Genomic DNA, 16,999 nt, shown 5'->3' with positions numbered 1-16,999 from the left:
CCGGGGTTCGGTCATGACTGGAACAATGGAACACATCAAGAACAGCTTTCAATTTTCTCTGGCAGGGGTGCCCCTGTGCGCCCTGGGTACTGGTGCCTTGTGGTGGCCAGATCAGCGTTTGCTGTGCGTCTCGGACCTCCACCTTGGAAAGGCGGAACGCCTGGCCCGACGCGGCGGTCCGGTTCTGCCGCCGTATGAAACCCGTGACACTCTGGACCGGTTGTCCCAGGACATCACCAAAACCGATGCTGCCACAGTGGTGTGTCTAGGCGACAGCTTTGATGATCTCGCGTCGGCACAGTCTCTGTCCGATACGGCGCGGATGCAGTTGACCGGCTTACAGGCAGGGCGGCGTTGGATCTGGATCCAAGGCAATCACGACCCCGGTCCAGTTGAACTTGGCGGGGCCCATCTTCAGGACCTAAAGCTTGCACCCTTGGTGTTTCGGCATATCGCCGACCCGGTCGCGCAAGGCGAGGTCTCTGGCCATTATCATCCCAAAGCAAAATTGCGCGGCACCGCCCGTCCCGCGTTTCTGGTGGACACGGCCCGTGTCGTTCTGCCGGCTTATGGCACATATACCGGGGGATTGCGGTGTACTGACGCCCCCTTGGTCCAACTGATGCAAGAGCCTGCGCTTGCGATCCTGACAGGGTCTTCTCCCCTGCCGATCCCAATGCCTCGCCGTCCCTGATGACATGCCTCGCCCGGAACAGGCGCTCTTCTGGCCTTATATCCTGACCAGATCATGATGCATGGGCCCAGGCCGCGTGGTTTCACCTGCAACCACTTTTCAAAATAAACCGTGATCCGCCACATCTGGCAGAACTGCCTGTTCGTGGATGACACAAATGAATCAGGCATCACTCACACCCAACCAATGCAATTGAGGTGCCCGATGTTGTCACCCCTGTTATAGTAGCTGTGCCTCTTCCAGTTGCTTGCGGTGTTTTCGGCTGACGGGCACCAGATCACCATTCACCAATTGCACCCGCACCTGACCATCTTCCCGAACGCTTCGGGCAATCGCAGTCCGTGTGATCCAATGTGATCGGTGGGTATAGACACCTTCGATCGGTTCCATCTCTTCGATGGCATCCGCAAACCGCATGCGCAATTTATGAGCCCCTTCCGGTCCGACCACTTCGACCATGTGATCATCAACGGTCAGACGCAATACGGGGTAAACGAACCCATCAGGCAATCGCCGCGCGATCCGGGGCCTGATGTCTTCCTGCAACTGCCTCTCGGGGTGCACCGGGAAATACCATTGCAATTCTGACCCTGGCAGGGATCTCCGAAATACGCAAAACCCTGCCGTTACAAAGACAACATATTGCGCCGATCCTAGCAAAGACACCATCAGCGTATTGCCAGCCATGATCCGAATAAACCCCCACAACAACGGGGTTACCAGAACAGTCATCGCCAGAATCACCAGCGCATCACGCTGCAATGCACCAACTTTGGGTGACATGCGATCAATGACATGCCGACAAAACCGCCCGACCAAAACCGCGCCAATGACAATGGTTCCCCAAAAAACCAATCGATAGCCGAAATGACCCAGCTTCAAAGTTCCAAAGGGCCCCGAATAAGCCAATAAAAGCGCCAATGACACATAGCTCAACAGATTTACAATGAGTGGGGCAGACAGGGTCAAATTGCTTAACTTTTTCAGCATACAGACGCTAAACTCATTTCTCAATTTCCGCAAAAGTCTTTGGATGCCGTTCACGTCTAACTAGGCAATCAAAAACAACAATTCCCATTATTGATTACAACAGATCGCAAAAGCCTGTAAACATCCAGTAAACTTAACAGAATGCGTGCGATGGAATGTCCGAAACAATAGAATCCAGAATCCGGCAGAGTTTTCAAAAACAAAGTATGATGCAAACTCTGGGTGTTGAAATCGACATGATTGAAAAGGGCGTTGTCACCTTGTCAGCTCCCATTCTGGAGAGCAGTCGTCAACAACACGGAGTCGCTCATGCGGCCCTGACTTTCGCCCTGGGGGACACTGCCGCAGGCTATGCAGCGCTCTCGGTGATGGAAGAAGACAGCGAGGTAATGACGGCAGAGATCAAGATCAATCTGCTCGCGTCGGGGCAAGGCGACAGGCTGGTCGCGCGAGGAAAAGTTCTCAAACGCGGTCGTCGTCTTGTTGTCGTGTCGGCCGACGTGTTTGCCCGTACCGGGGATCGGGAGGTTTTGATCGCCGTGTTGCAGGGCACGATGATTCCGGTCTGATTACCCCCAATTCTCCAGTTTTGCGTCTACTCCCCGAAGAACCAACAAAGGCGGCCCTTTAGGTGGGCCGCCTTTGTTGGTTTGTTTGTTGGTTTTCCGCGGATCAGGCTGTGAGGCCTTCTGGTTCGGGCAGGTTGTTGGCGCGGCAGGCGGCTGTGACGGTGTTGGCCAGCAGGCAGGCGATGGTCATGGGGCCAACGCCGCCGGGGACCGGGGTGATGGCACCGGCGCGCTGTGCTGCCGAGGCGTAATCCACGTCGCCGACCAGCTTCATCTTGGGGCTTCCGTCTTCATTGGCACCCTTTTCCGGTGCCGGGATGCGGTTGATGCCCACGTCGATCACGGTGGCACCTTCCTTGATCCAGTCGCCCTGTACCATTTCGGGACGGCCCACGGCGGCGACCACGATATCGGCACCGCGCACCACGTCCGGCAGATCCTTGGTGCGGCTGTGCGCGATGGTCACCGTACAGCTGTCACCCAGCAGCAGCTGCGCCATTGGTTTGCCGACGATGTTCGAGCGCCCGATCACAACCGCGTTCATGCCCGACAGGCTGCCGTGATAGTCGCGCAGCATCATCAACGAGCCCAGCGGCGTGCAGGGCACCATCGATTTCTGACCGGTGCCCAACAGGCCCACGTTCGAGATGTGGAACCCGTCCACATCCTTGGCCGGGCTGATCGAATTGATCACCAGGTCTTCGTTCAGATGCTTGGGCAGCGGCAGCTGCACCAGGATGCCGTGGATCGCCGGGTCATTGTTCAGCTGATCCACCAACGCCAGCAGATCCGCCTCTGATGTGTCCGCGTCCAGCTTGTGCTCGATCGAATTCATGCCGACCTCGACGGTCATCTTGCCCTTCGAGCGCACATAGACCTGGCTGGCCGGATCTTCACCCACCAGCACAACCGCCAGGCCCGGCGTGATCCCGTGTTCTTCCTTCAGGCGCGACACGTGGCCCGCCACTTTTTCCCGTACGGTGGCCGCGAAGGCCTTCCCATCAATGATATTTGCAGCCATTGCTCTCTCTTCCTTTGTGCAGCGGACAGGTAAAGATCCGCCTAATCTCGTATCCTTCAGACTTCCCGGATCACCTGCGCTTCGCGGGCAATCGACCACTCCACCAGCCGCCGCCACAGATCTTCGACCAGATCCGGGTCCAGACCTTTGGTCTCTGCCGCGGCGCGGGCATTGGCGACCACTTCCTCGACCCGATCCGGAATACGCGCAGGCCAGCCATTGTCGGACTTGAGCGCAATCGCCCGGTCAATATAGCCCGCCCGCAGCGCCAGCATCGCGATCAAATCGCCATCCAACCGGTCAATCTGCGCCCGCAAGGCACCCATGTCGGCACACTCCTGGGGTGGTCTGGCCTGTGGCAGTTTTGATGTCGTCATCGTCGTCATGGTTGTCATAGCCCCGGCCCCAGAATTTGCTTCGTCTTAACAGAAGGGGAACGGGCCGGTCTTTGTGGTGGCGCAATCCGATGTGCACTGCGCCCCCAAACATAGGGTAAAACTCAGAAAGGCCCGGGTTTCCCCGGGCCGCTGAATGTCGCAATTTCCGTCTTAGAACAAGCCTTCGATCTGGCCGTCGTCGTTCAAGCGGATGCTTTCGGACGCCGGTTTGCGCGGCAGACCCGGCATCGTCATGATCTCACCACAGACCGCAACGATAAAGCCCGCACCCGCGCTCAGGCGCACTTCGCGCACCGGAACCGAATGGCCCACTGGCGCACCGCGCAAGCTCGGATCCGTCGAGAAGGAATATTGGGTTTTCGCCATGCAGACCGGCAGATTGCCGTATCCTGCGTCTTCCCATTCCTTCAGCTGGTTGCGGATCTTGTTGTCGGCCAGCACTTCGTCCGCGCGGTAGATCCGCTTGGCGATGGTGTCGATCTTGTCGAACAAAGACATCTCATCGGGATAGATCGGGGCAAAATTGGCCTGACCCGCATCAACGATTTCAACAACTTTGCGCGCCAGATCAGCAGACCCTTCGGACCCCAGCTCCCAGTGACGCGACAGAACCGCCTCGACACCATGGGTTTCGGCATAGGCTTTGACCGCAGCAACTTCGGCATCGGTGTCGGTGACAAAATGGTTGATCGCAACCACAACCGGCACACCAAAGGATTTGATGTTCTCGATGTGACGGCCCAGGTTGGCACAGCCCGCGTTCACGGCCTCGACGTTTTCAGCGCCCAGATCGGCCTTGGCCACGCCGCCGTTCATCTTCATCGCGCGCACGGTGGCAACCAGCACAACCGCGGACGGTGCGATGCCTGCCTTGCGGCATTTGATGTTCATGAACTTTTCAGCACCCAGATCAGCACCAAAACCGGCTTCGGTCACCACATAGTCGCTGATTTTCAGCGCCGTCTTGGTGGCAATGACCGAGTTACAGCCATGGGCGATGTTGGCGAACGGGCCGCCGTGTACAAACGCCGGGTTGTTTTCCAGGGTCTGCACCAGGTTCGGCTGCATCGCGTCCTTGAGCAGAACGGTCATCGCGCCTTCGGCCTTGATGTCGCGGCAGTAAACCGGGGTCTTGTCACGACGATAGGCAACGATGATGTCGCCCAGACGCTTTTCCAGGTCTTTCAGGTCGTTGGCCAGGCACAGGATCGCCATGACTTCGGACGCAACAGTGATGTCAAAACCGGCTTCGCGCGGGAACCCGTTGGACACGCCGCCCAAAGACGCGGTGATCACCCGCAGGGCGCGGTCGTTCATGTCGACAACACGACGCCATGCGACGCGACGGGTGTCGATATCGCATTCGTTGCCCCAATAGATGTGGTTGTCGATCATCGCCGACAGCAGAGAATGCGCCGAGGTGATCGCGTGGAAGTCACCGGTAAAGTGGAGGTTCATCTCCTCCATCGGCACAACCTGAGCGTAACCACCGCCTGCGGCACCACCCTTCATGCCAAAGTTCGGACCCAGGGACGCCTCGCGAATACAGATCATCGCGTTCTTGCCGATCTTGTTCAGACCATCACCCAGACCAACTGTCGTCGTGGTCTTGCCCTCGCCCGCAGGCGTCGGGTTGATCGCCGTCACCAGGATCAGCTTGCCATCATCATTGCCCTGAACAGAGTTGATGAAAGACTGCGATACCTTCGCCTTGTCATGACCATAAGGCAACAAATCCTCATGCCCAATCCCGATCTTTAAACCAATCTCCTGAATAGGCTTCTTCTGCGCCTCGCGCGCAATCTCAATGTCGCTCTTATAGCTCATGGGTAGATCCCTGATCTGTCGTGTTGACGGAATTTCGGCATACCATTGCCGACACTGGCCCAGTGTGTATCCGCCATTGCGTGTCGCAAGCGCGTGATTTCCGACATTTCTACGCCGTGAAGCGGCGTAGTGGTCAGATGCTGTTTCAGATCGGAAACCTGAGAGGGGTTCAGGGGGCCCAGGCGCGTTGGTCCGGAACAAAAAGCCGGATCTTGTCCCCCCGTTTCAACGCCCCAGGACGTTGTACCCAGGCGGTGATTCCTCGCCGACCCGTCGCTGCGGGTTTGAATTTTGGCCCATGCCCGGGCGAGTCGGCCTCAACTTCGCGGCCTGGAAAGATGCAGGGACGGTTTTCCATATCCGCCACCAGCGTACAGCCATCCGGGCCCTGCAAACGTGAGGACGGCGGAATATGGGTGAAATCGGGAATTCCGCGCACCACCATTGTGGCCCCCAAATACGACGGGTCCAATGTTTCCATCTCCATCTCGGCGGCAATGACGTCCAATTCCTCCTGGGACAGAATCGACAATTGCCGAACATTGGCAATTTTGGTGCCTTCGGGGTGCAGGTTTCGCACCCGCACACAGGACGGTGCTGTCAAGCCCTCGTGCTGTTCGCGCGCGACGCCGTCAAAGCCCAACGTCAGACTGTCGCGCGGCACGGAGCGAAGGCTTTCCCCTTGCGCCACGTGGCCCAGCCAGACAATTTCACCGGTGTATTCGGTTTCGATCAATGTGGGCATGGCTGTGTCCTCCGTTCACCTTTGCCACAGCTCGTTCCATCCAGACAGACCTGTCCGCGGCAAACTGCAGCTACAATCACAAAAAAAGGCCCGGCGACATGGAGTCTCCGGGCCTTGGTCCTTCACTGAGGCAGCTTAGGCCGTAGGTTCTGGTTCCATCCCGCCTTCGGGCGGAGATTTCTTGGGTTTGGTTTTCGGGATTGCCGTCACCGATGGTGCGCTTCCCTCGTCCGACCCATCCTCATCGTCACTTTCGTGAGGCGGTTCACCCTTCATCACCCGTTTGATTTCATCACCGGTCAGGGTCTCATATTCCAACAGGCCCTCGGCTAGTCGTTCCCATTCGTCGTGATGATCGGTCAGGATCTTAAAGGCACGGTCATATCCATTCTGGATAAAGCCTTTGACCTCTTCCTCGATCATTTCCTTGGTGTGGGCCGAGACGGAGAAACCGGCAGTATTGCCGCTGTATCCATCGTGCGCTTCGGCATAGTCGATGTTTCCGACCTTGTCCGACATGCCCCAACGCATCACCATGGCCCGCGCCAGTTGGCTGGCCTGCATGATGTCACCAGCAGGGCCGTTCGAGACGTTTTCTTCACCATACTTGATGATTTCCGCCGCCTTGCCCGCCATGGTCATGGCCAGTTTCTGTTCACATTCGGCCTTTTGATAGTTTAGACGGTCCATCTCTGGCAGGCTGACCACCATCCCCAGGGCACCGCCGCGCGGAATGATCGTCGCCTTGTAGACCGGATCGCATTCAGGCAACTTCAGACCAACAACCGCATGACCGGCTTCGTGATAGGCGGTTTTTTCCTTTTGGTCCTGTGTCAGCACCATGGACCGGCGTTCGGCCCCCATCATCACCTTGTCCTTTGCCTGCTCAAAGTCTTCCATAGTGACAAAGCGGCGACCGACACGGGCAGCCATCAGAGCGGCTTCGTTCACCAGGTTGGCCAGATCGGCACCAGAAAAACCCGGCGTACCACGCGCGATGATGCGCAGATCGACGTCAGGGCCCAGCGGGGTCTTGCGCGCATGCACGCCCAAAATCTTTTCGCGGCCCTTGATGTCGGGGTTGCCAACGGTGACGTTGCGGTCGAACCGGCCCGGACGCAGCAGCGCAGGGTCAAGCACGTCCTTGCGGTTGGTCGCGGCCAGGATGATGACGCCTTCGTTGGCCTCAAAACCGTCCATTTCGACCAGCAGCTGGTTCAGCGTCTGTTCGCGTTCGTCGTTGCCACCGCCATAACCGGCACCACGATGACGACCCACGGCATCGATTTCGTCGATGAAGACGATGCAGGGCGCGTTCTTTTTCGCCTGTTCGAACATGTCGCGCACACGAGACGCGCCGACACCCACGAACATTTCGACAAAGTCAGACCCTGAAATGGTGAAGAACGGCACACCCGCCTCGCCTGCGATGGCGCGGGCCAGCAGCGTCTTACCCGTACCCGGAGGACCAACCAGCAATGCGCCCTTGGGGATCTTGCCGCCCAGGCGGCTGAATTTCTGCGGGTTGCGCAAGAATTCTACGATCTCTTCCAGCTCTTCCTTGGCTTCATCGATACCGGCAACATCGTCAAAGGTGACGCGGCCATGTTTTTCGGTCAGCATCTTGGCCTTGGATTTACCAAAGCCCATGGCACCGCCTTTGCCGCCGCCTTGCATCCGGTTCATGAAGTAGACCCAGACACCGATCAACAGAAGGAAGGGCAACAAGGTGACCAGGAAGGACTGGAACCCCGATTGCTGCTGTTTTTCTGCGCGGATCGGAATGCTCTTTCCGATCAACAGATCGGTGACTTCGGCGTCTCCCGGTTTGATCGTGACATAGTCCTGACCATCGGATCCGCGGAACCGGATCTGTTCGCCGTCCAGCGTCACCTGCGTCACTTCGCCTTCATTCACCGAGTTCACAAAATCCGAGTATGTGATTTCGCGGCTCTGCAATGTGCTGCCCGACCCGCTGAACAGGTTGAACAAGGCAAGGATCAACAGAAACAACACAACCCAGAAGGCGATATTTCGTACGTTGCCCAAAGGAAACTCTCCCAAATTCGAGGCTGATCAACAGTCAGCTTGGCTCAGACAACTAAAATAGAGATGATTGGGGCAGGTTCAATGCGATAAAAGCGATGCAAAGAACTCTTCGTGCCCTCCGTCCAGTTGCGCATCCCACCCGTTGGCCCATCCAGCCAAGGGTGCGGCGACCAATTCGGTGCCTTTCCACAGGGCCGGTGACACCATTAAAACTTCACGTGGAAGGCCCGTTTCACGCCATTCCTTGCATTCTCGGAGCCCTAATTCGCCCAATGGGCGGATTTCGCACCCTGTCACATCCCCGCCATGCAGGTGCCAACGCCCGTCCCATTTCAGGCCCGCCGGCACCGCGAGATCGCGCACGGCCTGCAATTCGCGACAAATCCAACTGTGGTTTCCGCGGCTCAAAACCCGGCAACCATGCAACGTCAGCGATTGCCCGCCGCGAATCGCTTCGAGCGCATCGCCGACCGCGGTCCGGCGTGGCGGGTAGTCGGCACCGCTGATCCAGTTCATCGTTCGCACCAACAGACGCCGCGCAGTTTCTACCGGCAGGGTCCGAAATTTGCGCATGTCCAGCATGAGGCTGCCTGCGGTGACAACGGTCATGTCGCGGGCCGCCAGGAACGTGTACCAATCCAGCGCCTCGCGCGCCTTGCTGACGTTTTCAGCCACCTGCGAAATCGACATGGCGGTCAGACCGAGGGGCTCCAGGACCTCCATCGCCTTGCGAATGCGAACCCGTTCAAATCGCAGATCGTCGTTCGATGGATCCTCAGACCAGCCAATGTCGTGTTGCTCCAGATAATGGCGCAGCATCTTTCGGCTGATCCCCAGCAACGGCCGGAACACGGTGACGCCATCCACGGTCCGTTGCACCGGCATCCCAGACAGACCCGTCACACCAGACGCGCGCGCCATGCGCATCAGAACCGTTTCCGCCTGATCGTCCGCAGTGTGACCAAATGCCAAAACCGGGATGCCTTTGCTCTTGGCCCAGTCCGTCAACAACCGATACCGGGCACGGCGTGCCTGATCCTGCAAGTTGCCCTGCAGATCCCAGCCCCGCCAATACAACAACGTATGTTCGATCCCCAGAGAGTCGCATAAAACCGCCGCCTGGCGGGCTTCGGCTTCGGCACCTTCGCGCAGACCATGGTTCACGGTCGCGGCAAACATCACCGTGCCTTCGGGTTTCAGACATTGATGCAGGATGTGCAGCAGGGCCGTTGAATCGCCGCCACCCGACAGCGCCACGCCCAACTGGTCAGGCAGGACGCCCTTGAACTGCGCCCGGACCGCCGAAAGGATATCGGCGTCGGGGATGGTCAAGAACAGCCCAGTGCGGTCAATTCCTGGTCAGCCTTTGCAACCGCGTCGGACACCGGGAACCGGACCCGCACTTCCCCCAAAGTCACGCAGGCCTGTTCGGTTTGTCCCAACCGTCCCAAGGCTGCCCCCAATTCGACCAAAGCCTGTGGCGCGGTCGCTCCGGTTGAATCGCGGGTGAAACTGGCCAGATAGGCGCGGGCCGCTTCGCGGGTGTCGCCAATACCGTCCAGCGCCTGCCCGCGCAAAAGATGCGCTGTGGCCGCCAAGGGGCTGCCGGGATAGGCCTGATCAAAAGCCGCGAAACCGGAAACGGCCGTCTGGTAGTCGCCGTTTTCCAGGGCCGCACGGGCCGCGTCGAAATCAGCTTTTTCTCCGACGGCCAGTTCGCCGCCTATGGTGCCACCCGTCGGTGGTGCAACCGTCGTCCCAGATGGTGCGTCAGTGACGCCCCCCAGGGTTGATGTTTCCCCCAACGTGCTGACGTCTCCGCCTTCCAGTTCGACCAGACGGAATTCCAGATCTCCGATCCGATTGGTGCCATCAGCGACCACCCGCTTGATCCGATAATCCAACTGTTCGGTCTGCGATGTCAGGCGTTGCAATTCGGTTTCGATGGCATTGACCCGTTCCAGCACGCTGGTGCCGGACAGATTGGTCGATGGCGCACCCGTGGTCGATAATTCCCGCTTGAGCCGCTGAATCTCCACATGCAGCACCGTCAACTCCTGGCGGATATCCGCCAGTGTCTGCTGATCCTGGGCCTGAACCGCTGTCCCGGCAGAAAAAACCGAAAAAATCACAGCCAAAGCGAGTGTGCGCATGGTCTTATCCTGTCAAACCGGCAGCCAGAACCGTAACCGCGCGACGGTTTCGGGAATAGCAGCTTTCTTCGCTGCAAATTTCGATCGGGCGTTCCTTGCCGTACGACAATGTCTTGACCCGATTGCCAGCAACCCCGCGCGTCACCAGATATTCGCGCGCCGCGTTCGCGCGACGAGCCCCAAGCGCAAGGTTGTATTCCCGCGTACCCTGCTCATCGGCATGTCCTTCGATGGTGGCCGTATAGGACGGGTTGTCGATCAACCATTGTGCCTGCGCGGCCAACAGTGTCTGCGCTTCTGCATTCAGAGTGGATTGGTCCACGGCAAACAGCACCCTGTCCCCGATGGCCTGCTGAAAATAGGCCGGGCTGGTGATATCGTTTACCAATCCAGGCTGGTTCAAATCCACCGCATTGGCCCCATCATCATCGTTCCAGCCCGCCGCATTGGTACAGGCCGACAGCGCCAGTCCGGCACAAATCATCATCAGTTTCGTTGAGAGTTTCATGCTCATAGCCCTATTTTGCCGCCAGGTATTAATTTTGCGTCTATTCATTGCGAGAAACATACCGTCAGTATTCGCTGTTTTCTCACTTTTGCAAGGGTGACCAGGCAGGGTCTGACCCGCCGTCAGGAGTTCGGACAGGACGCAGGTTTCGCCCGCTGATGTCGACAGAATACAACAGGGCCCGCCCGCTGGCACCCTGAGTTTCACGTGCAAACATGATCACCCGCCCATTCGGAGACCAAGTTGGACCTTCGTCCAGAAACGATGCGGTCAACAGGCGCTCTTCGCTGCCGTCCACACGCATGACACCGATGTGGAACCGGCCTTTGCTTTGTTTGGTAAAGGCAATCAGATCACCGCGCGGGGACCAGACCGGGGTGCCATAGCGCCCCTTGCCAAAGCTGATCCGCTTCGCCTCGCCGCCGCCGACGGGCATGACATACAATTGCTGTGTCCCGGAGCGGTCGCTTTCAAAAACAATCTGCTGCCCGTCCGGAGAGAACGATGGTGCGGTTTCGATCGAGGGGGCGCTGGTCAACTGTTTGCGGCTGCCGCCATTGATATCCATGGTGAAGATATCCGAATTGCCGCCCTGAGTTTCCGAATAGACGACTGTGCGCCCATCCGGCGCAAACCGTGGCGCAAAGCTCATGACGCCCTCGCGCGAAGAAATGACCCGGCGCTGCACCTTGCCCACATCCAGAACATGCACCTGGGGAAAGCCGCTTTCGTAACTGGTATAAAGAACCCGGTCGCCGGTGGGCGAAAACCGCGGTGCCAGCACGATTGCAGAACTGTCTGTCAGATACTGCACGTTGGCCCCATCGTAATCCATGATCGCCAGCCGCTTGCGACGTTCGTTCTTGGGTCCGCTTTCCGAAACGAACACCACGCGGCTGTCGAAATAGCCGCCCTCGCCGGTGATCCGGCTGTAAACAGCATCCGCCACCTTATGCGCCATCCGGCGCCATCCGGCAGTTGTGCCAGCAAACTGCAGTCCATTGCCCAACTCGGCACCGGAAAACACGTCATAAACACGGAACTGAACCGTCAGCTGATTGCCCGTAACTTGCGCCGAACCGGTGATCAGCGCCTGTGCGTTGATCGCTTTCCAATCCGCATAACGCACCGGCGCGTTGAAATCCGTGATCCGGCTGATATGTGCATCCACCGGTACTTCGCGGAACAATCCGGTGCCAGACAGATCAGCAGCAACCACCCGTGTCAGTTGGTTGGCGATCTCGGCCCCGCCAGACCCCGAGGCGGTGAAGTCAGGGACCGCATAGGGCAAGGGTTCGATCACGCCTTCGGTGATTTCCAGCCGCAAGGGACCAGTCTGTGCCTGAACGGCCGGGGCCACAAGAGAAAGCCCCAAGAGGAGGCAGGACAGAATTTTCTTCATTTGATCCGCATCCTTTCCGGATTGAATGTCATTTCGATGTCGCGCCATTGCGCATATTTATCGGCTGGCAAATTGTACCCCTTGGCCCCGCAGCGAATGACCGCGCGCCGGGCGGCCTCATAGGCCTGTTTGGCCGCCGCTGCCGAACCGCCTTCGCTCGACAGCATTCGGATGGATCCGACATCCGGCTTGCCCTGCTGGCTCATAGACACGGCAAGAACGACCGTGGTGTTCAACGCCTCTGAGGACAGGGACCCCACATTCCAGCAGCTTGAAACGGCCACCCGCAATGCGTCTTTCTCTCCCGCACTCAGCGGAGGACCAGTCGGAATGTCCGCCTGTTCGGTTGCATCGGTCTGGGGACTGGTCTGCGCACCCGTCAATGCCTCGGCCAATGCGTCTGCGACAGCGTCACGCTGGGCAGGCTGGGCGGGCCGCTCTGTCGGACGTTCCGGTCGGTTCGACGGAGGACGCAAGGACCGTGCCGGGGCCAAGGCCGCGGTCTGGGTCTCTTCCTCGCGATTGGCTTCGGTCTCGATCCGGTCGCTGGCTTCTTCGGGGGCTGTCGCCTCCTGAACCTCACGCTCGGCGTCCGCACCTTCTGTTGCCGCAATTTCGGGCTGTTGAACCGGGTCTGGGACGGCCTCGGGCGGCGGCGGGGCGACGGGCACGGGCGCAACCCGGTCCGCCGGACGGGTTTTGGGGCGTTTGGCCACCAACGGGGCCAAAGGCTCAGGTTCTGGTGTTGGCTCGGGCAAGCTTGCAATCACTGACGTGGTGTCGGCAACGTCGGGTTCCGGCAACGGATCGGGCAGTTGCGGAGTCGGTGGCGTCTGTTCCGCGACCGGGGGTGCCGTCGGTTCCGGCGGTTTGACCACAGGGGCCACGTCTTCCACCGGGTCCGGTGTCGGTGCGTCAGGGACGGGCGTTGGCTGCACCAAAGCAGCAGGATCGTTTGACACCTCTGGCGTGGCAGGTCGTGCGCTCAACGCTTCGAACTCCTGGGCCGAAATCACCGCAACCTCCTGTACATCAAATGGCAACGGCTCGCTGTCAAACGTCCCGCCAAAGAGCGCCCACCCCACCAGTCCCAGGTGGATCGCCACGGAAATTTTGCTGCCGGTCTGCACGCGGCTGCCTCACTCACCCTGGCCGGTTGTGCCAGCATCCAATTTTGGACCACCAGTGTCCGTCACCAGCCCCACATTCGTAAATCCACCTGCATTCAGCGCACCCATCACCTGCATGACCTGTTCATAGGCGATCCCCCCATCCGCGCGCAAATACACCCGGTCCGAACTACGCTCAGCCGCAATGGCGCGCAGCTTGCCCACCAGTTCGGCGCGGTTTACGGATGTTGTCTGGATCTGCACATCCCCGGTTGCGGTAATGGTCACGGTCAAAGGTTCCTCATCATCGCCCGGAAGGGCACCAGCCGCCGTTTTGGGCAGCTCGACCGGAACCCCAACCGTCATCAACGGAGCAGCCACCATAAAGATGATGAGCAACACCAGCATCACGTCAACAAAGGGGGTCACATTGATCTCGGCCATGGGCCGCGATCGGTGGCGCCTGCGTCCACGGCGTCGCGCCTCGGGAGCGTTCTGCTGAACCCCGGCCCCCATGGCTCAGGCGTCCAGCTGGCGGCTGAGGATCGTGGCGAACTCATCCGCAAAGGCCTCATAGCCTGCGACGATCCGATCACTGTCGGCGCTCAGTTTATTATAAAAGATGACAGCCGGAATCGCTGCGAGCAGCCCCAACCCTGTGGCCAGCAACGCTTCGGCAATCCCAGGTGCCACAACGGCCAGATTGGTGTTCTGCTGTTCGGCAATTTCGATAAAGGCCGACATGATCCCCCAAACAGTACCGAACAACCCGATGAACGGCGCTGTGGACCCCACGGTGGCCAAAACCGGCAGCCCCTTTTGCAGTGCTTCGGATTCCTTGTTGATTGCGACATCCATCGACCGGTCGATGCGCGCCTGGGCACCTGCAATCAACCCGCCGTCATTGCGGTGGCTGCGCCGCCATTCGATCATCCCCGCGGCAAAGATCTTTTCAGACGATCCCGAAGGTTGGGTGCCAATCTGGTCGAACAGACCATCCAGAGGCTCGCCCGACCAAAAGGACCGGTCGAATTTGTCCGCCTCGGCCCGGGCCGAGCGATAATTCAAGAGTTTTTGGATGATGATACCCCAGGACCAGGTCGAGGCCACAACCAACACCACCATGACCAGCTTGACCGTCAAAGTGGCCCGCGCGAAAAGCCCCCACATGGAGAAATCAATCTCCTGTGCCAAAGCCAGAGTTTCTGCTTCCATCTGCCTGCTCTTTTGCCTGTCGACCGTCTCGATGCGGTCTTGGTTGGCCTTAAACTATCGCAGATCAACGGGGAAAGCCAATCAATCCGCCGCAAAACCGGGTTTTGTTACAGGAATGCGCGAATCTCTGCCGGGAGACGCTGAGGTTTTCCCGCCAGCGTCATGCAGATGACCGTGACCACAGCCCGAAACAGATCCGTGCCATCACGGCGCACGGTTTGGTGCAGGGTCAGCCGGGCGGGTGACACCGCCGTGACTGTGGTTTCGACGATCAATGCATCCTCAAACCGGGCCGGTGCCAGATAATCAGCTTCGATCCGGGAAACGGCAAAGATCAATCCAGCCTCGCGCAGCGCATTCTGATCCTGCCCAATGGAGCGCACCCAATGACTGCGCGCCCGTTCAATGAAACGCAGATAGTTCGCATGATAGACAATACCGCCCATGTCGGTGTCTTCATAGTAGACGCTCACCGGGAACTCATAGGGCATATGTCTCTCCTCTGGCATGACAGCCGGATCGGCAGGGATCAATCACCGCCACTCTGAGCGGCATGCACCCGCGCAAACAGCCTGAGCGCGTGGCTTTTGTCCTGAGCCACAGACGGCATAATCGGATCATAGGCCGCGACAATCACATTGGCGATGTCTGGACGCAACACGGTCGCCCCGCTGTCGGGCAGGATGGCCAGAGGCGAGCTTTCGGAGAACGCCGCATCGCCCCACACCAACAGAACCTGAACCGCCTGGGTCAAGGCCAGCGTTTCCGCGGGCATCTCCGCCAATGGCCCAGTCATCCGCAGGAACACAAAGGCCGCCTGAATGGCACCGTGATCGTCAAACCGAAAGGCCCGATACTGGCTCGCATCCGCGGCCTTGAGCCGGTCGACCAAAGGCTCCAACCCCGGAATGAGACGCCCCAGATCCGGGACATCCAGCAGTTCGTCCCAGTCCCGAAAGAAAAAGAACATCAGGTTCGACCCCAATTCGGGGTCCATGTCCGTCAGCTCATGACCTGCCATACCCACCAGCGCTTCCAGCGCACCTTTGACAACGCCCAGCGTCTGCTCTTCGACGCCAAAGGCAATCGGGGCAATCGGGCGCCCCCAGCGGGCAAACCGATAACTCCCATCGCGGCCAGTGAACAAGCGTTCGATATTCTCAGGTGTCATGCGGATCGTCCGGCTGTTGGCAAAAATGTGCCGCGTCTATGCCTGCAAAGCCCGCTCCCGACAAGAGGCAGGGCCGCACACGGGTGCATCGCGTTGCGCTACTCGAACAGATCCCGCGACTTGCGTGGCATGGGCAGCCCCATGTGATCCCAGGCTTTTTGCCCCAGCATCCGCCCCCGCGGCGTGCGTTGAACCAACCCCTGCTGCAACAGAAAGGGTTCAATCACTTCCTCGATGGCGTCCCGGCTTTCCGATAGGGCCGCAGCGATGGTTTCCACCCCAACGGGTCCCCCGGCATAGTTTTCAGCGATCAGATGCAGATACCGCCGGTCGGCCCCGTCCAGCCCCAAATGATCCACACCCAGTCGACTCAGCGAACTGTCCGCCAGGGCACGGGTGATCGTCCCGTCGCCTTCGACCACAGCAAAATCGACCACGCGACGTAGCAACCGCCCGGCAATCCGGGGTGTGCCGCGGGCGCGGCGGGCGATCTCACGCGCGCCATCATCATCCGCCGGTGCGCCCAGCTTGCGGGCATTGCGGCGCACGATTTCGTGCAGTTCGTCCACCGTATAGAACTGGAGCCGCGTCGGAATGCCGAACCTGTCCCGCAGCGGCGTGGTCAACAGGCCCATCCGCGTTGTGGCCCCGACCAGCGTAAAGGGCTGCAGTTCAATTCGCACGGTCCGTGCCGCCGGTCCTTCGCCAATCACCAGGTCCAGCTCGAAATCCTCCATCGCTGGATAAAGCACCTCTTCGACCACTGGGTTCAGGCGGTGAATTTCGTCGATAAACAGGACGTCCCGCGCCTCCAGGTTGGTCAGGATGGCCGCCAGATCCCCCGCCTTGGCCAGAACCGGCCCCGAGGTCATGCGGAAGTTCACCCCCAATTCACGCGCCATGATCTGGGCCAAAGTGGTCTTGCCCAACCCTGGCGGGCCGTAAAACAAGGTATGGTCCATGGCCTCGCCACGCTGTCGTGCTGATTGCACGAACACCCGCAGGTTCGATCGCGCTTCGGCCTGGCCAATGAACTCGTCCAACCCCTGAGGTCGCAGCGCACGGTCATTGTCTTCGGGCAAAGGGGCTGGCCTCAGGGCGGGATCTGCGTCAATCATTTCTCATCTCCCGCGCGCACACTGACCGGG

Annotated in this window: 18 protein-coding genes; 2 read left to right on the top strand and 16 right to left on the bottom strand. The window is 59.3% G+C overall.

Features of this window, described 5'->3' with window-relative positions; all coding sequences use genetic code 11:
• The first annotated feature begins 13 nt into the window (after positions 1-13).
• Positions 14-694 carry a ligase-associated DNA damage response endonuclease PdeM gene (pdeM, locus tag QEZ52_RS05975; RefSeq protein ID WP_406648607.1) on the top strand — a complete coding sequence of 227 codons (681 nt, stop codon included), beginning with the start codon at positions 14-16 and terminating at the stop codon, positions 692-694.
• Positions 695-913: 219 nt separating this feature from the next.
• On the opposite strand, the gene QEZ52_RS05970 is transcribed toward pdeM, so the two are convergent.
• A complete protein-coding gene (locus QEZ52_RS05970) occupies positions 914-1,684 on the bottom strand; it encodes a LytTR family DNA-binding domain-containing protein (protein WP_406648606.1) in 771 nt (256 codons plus the stop codon).
• Positions 1,685-1,890: 206 nt separating this feature from the next.
• Here QEZ52_RS05970 and QEZ52_RS05965 point away from each other — a divergent pair, with 206 nt between their 5' ends.
• A complete protein-coding gene (locus QEZ52_RS05965) occupies positions 1,891-2,253 on the top strand; it encodes a PaaI family thioesterase (protein ID WP_406648605.1) in 363 nt (120 codons plus the stop codon).
• 103 nt (positions 2,254-2,356) lie between these two features.
• On the opposite strand, the gene folD is transcribed toward QEZ52_RS05965, so the two are convergent.
• The 15 genes from folD to ruvB all read right to left on the bottom strand — a co-directional run bounded on the left by folD (position 2,357) and on the right by ruvB (position 16,969).
• Positions 2,357-3,274, bottom strand: coding sequence for a bifunctional methylenetetrahydrofolate dehydrogenase/methenyltetrahydrofolate cyclohydrolase (folD, locus tag QEZ52_RS05960; protein WP_406646162.1), 918 nt, complete (start codon positions 3,272-3,274; stop codon positions 2,357-2,359).
• Positions 3,275-3,330: 56 nt separating this feature from the next.
• Positions 3,331-3,669: a chorismate mutase gene (locus tag QEZ52_RS05955; RefSeq protein WP_406646163.1), complete on the bottom strand. Its 339-nt coding sequence runs from the start codon at positions 3,667-3,669 to the stop codon at positions 3,331-3,333.
• A 153-nt stretch (positions 3,670-3,822) separates the two neighbouring features.
• Positions 3,823-5,499 (bottom strand): formate--tetrahydrofolate ligase, encoded by a 1,677-nt coding sequence (locus QEZ52_RS05950; RefSeq protein WP_406646164.1) that lies wholly within the window; start codon positions 5,497-5,499, stop codon positions 3,823-3,825.
• A gap of 169 nt (positions 5,500-5,668) precedes the next feature.
• Positions 5,669-6,244 (bottom strand): MOSC domain-containing protein, encoded by a 576-nt coding sequence (locus QEZ52_RS05945; protein ID WP_406648604.1) that lies wholly within the window; start codon positions 6,242-6,244, stop codon positions 5,669-5,671.
• A 135-nt stretch (positions 6,245-6,379) separates the two neighbouring features.
• Positions 6,380-8,293, bottom strand: coding sequence for an ATP-dependent metallopeptidase FtsH/Yme1/Tma family protein (gene ftsH / locus QEZ52_RS05940; RefSeq protein ID WP_406648603.1), 1,914 nt, complete (start codon positions 8,291-8,293; stop codon positions 6,380-6,382).
• Between the two features lie 78 nt (positions 8,294-8,371).
• Positions 8,372-9,625, bottom strand: coding sequence for a tRNA lysidine(34) synthetase TilS (gene tilS, locus QEZ52_RS05935; protein ID WP_406648602.1), 1,254 nt, complete (start codon positions 9,623-9,625; stop codon positions 8,372-8,374).
• Positions 9,622-10,446 (bottom strand): tol-pal system protein YbgF, encoded by an 825-nt coding sequence (gene ybgF / locus QEZ52_RS05930; RefSeq protein ID WP_406648601.1) that lies wholly within the window; start codon positions 10,444-10,446, stop codon positions 9,622-9,624. The genes tilS and ybgF overlap by 4 nt, the downstream gene beginning before the upstream one ends.
• 4 nt (positions 10,447-10,450) lie before the next feature.
• Positions 10,451-10,954: an OmpA family protein gene (gene pal, locus QEZ52_RS05925; RefSeq protein WP_406648599.1), complete on the bottom strand. Its 504-nt coding sequence runs from the start codon at positions 10,952-10,954 to the stop codon at positions 10,451-10,453.
• Positions 10,955-11,036: 82 nt separating this feature from the next.
• Entirely contained in the window at positions 11,037-12,356 is a 1,320-nt protein-coding gene (gene tolB / locus QEZ52_RS05920) for a Tol-Pal system beta propeller repeat protein TolB (RefSeq protein WP_406648598.1), read from the bottom strand.
• On the bottom strand, positions 12,353-13,486 hold the full coding sequence (locus tag QEZ52_RS05915; RefSeq protein WP_406648597.1) for an energy transducer TonB: 1,134 nt from the start codon (positions 13,484-13,486) through the stop codon (positions 12,353-12,355). The genes tolB and QEZ52_RS05915 overlap by 4 nt, the downstream gene beginning before the upstream one ends.
• 9 nt (positions 13,487-13,495) lie before the next feature.
• Positions 13,496-13,981: a protein TolR gene (gene tolR, locus QEZ52_RS05910; protein ID WP_406648596.1), complete on the bottom strand. Its 486-nt coding sequence runs from the start codon at positions 13,979-13,981 to the stop codon at positions 13,496-13,498.
• Between the two features lie 3 nt (positions 13,982-13,984).
• On the bottom strand, positions 13,985-14,680 hold the full coding sequence (gene tolQ / locus QEZ52_RS05905) for a protein TolQ (RefSeq protein ID WP_406648595.1): 696 nt from the start codon (positions 14,678-14,680) through the stop codon (positions 13,985-13,987).
• Between the two features lie 107 nt (positions 14,681-14,787).
• The gene (gene ybgC / locus QEZ52_RS05900) at positions 14,788-15,171 is read right to left on the bottom strand and encodes a tol-pal system-associated acyl-CoA thioesterase (RefSeq protein ID WP_406648594.1); all 384 of its coding nucleotides are present in this window, start codon (positions 15,169-15,171) and stop codon (positions 14,788-14,790) included.
• Between the two features lie 38 nt (positions 15,172-15,209).
• The gene (locus QEZ52_RS05895) at positions 15,210-15,851 is read right to left on the bottom strand and encodes a hypothetical protein (protein WP_406648593.1); all 642 of its coding nucleotides are present in this window, start codon (positions 15,849-15,851) and stop codon (positions 15,210-15,212) included.
• A gap of 98 nt (positions 15,852-15,949) precedes the next feature.
• Complete coding sequence (gene ruvB / locus QEZ52_RS05890) at positions 15,950-16,969, bottom strand: Holliday junction branch migration DNA helicase RuvB (protein WP_406648592.1); 1,020 nt, start codon at positions 16,967-16,969, stop codon at positions 15,950-15,952.
• Positions 16,970-16,999: the final 30 nt, after the last annotated feature.

Source organism: Aliisedimentitalea scapharcae (genome assembly GCF_045277565.1).
In the GTDB taxonomy this organism is placed as follows: domain Bacteria; phylum Pseudomonadota; class Alphaproteobacteria; order Rhodobacterales; family Rhodobacteraceae; genus Aliisedimentitalea; species Aliisedimentitalea scapharcae.
The sequence above is the reverse complement of the archived record's forward strand: the minus strand, read 5'-3'. Positions and strand labels throughout refer to the sequence as shown.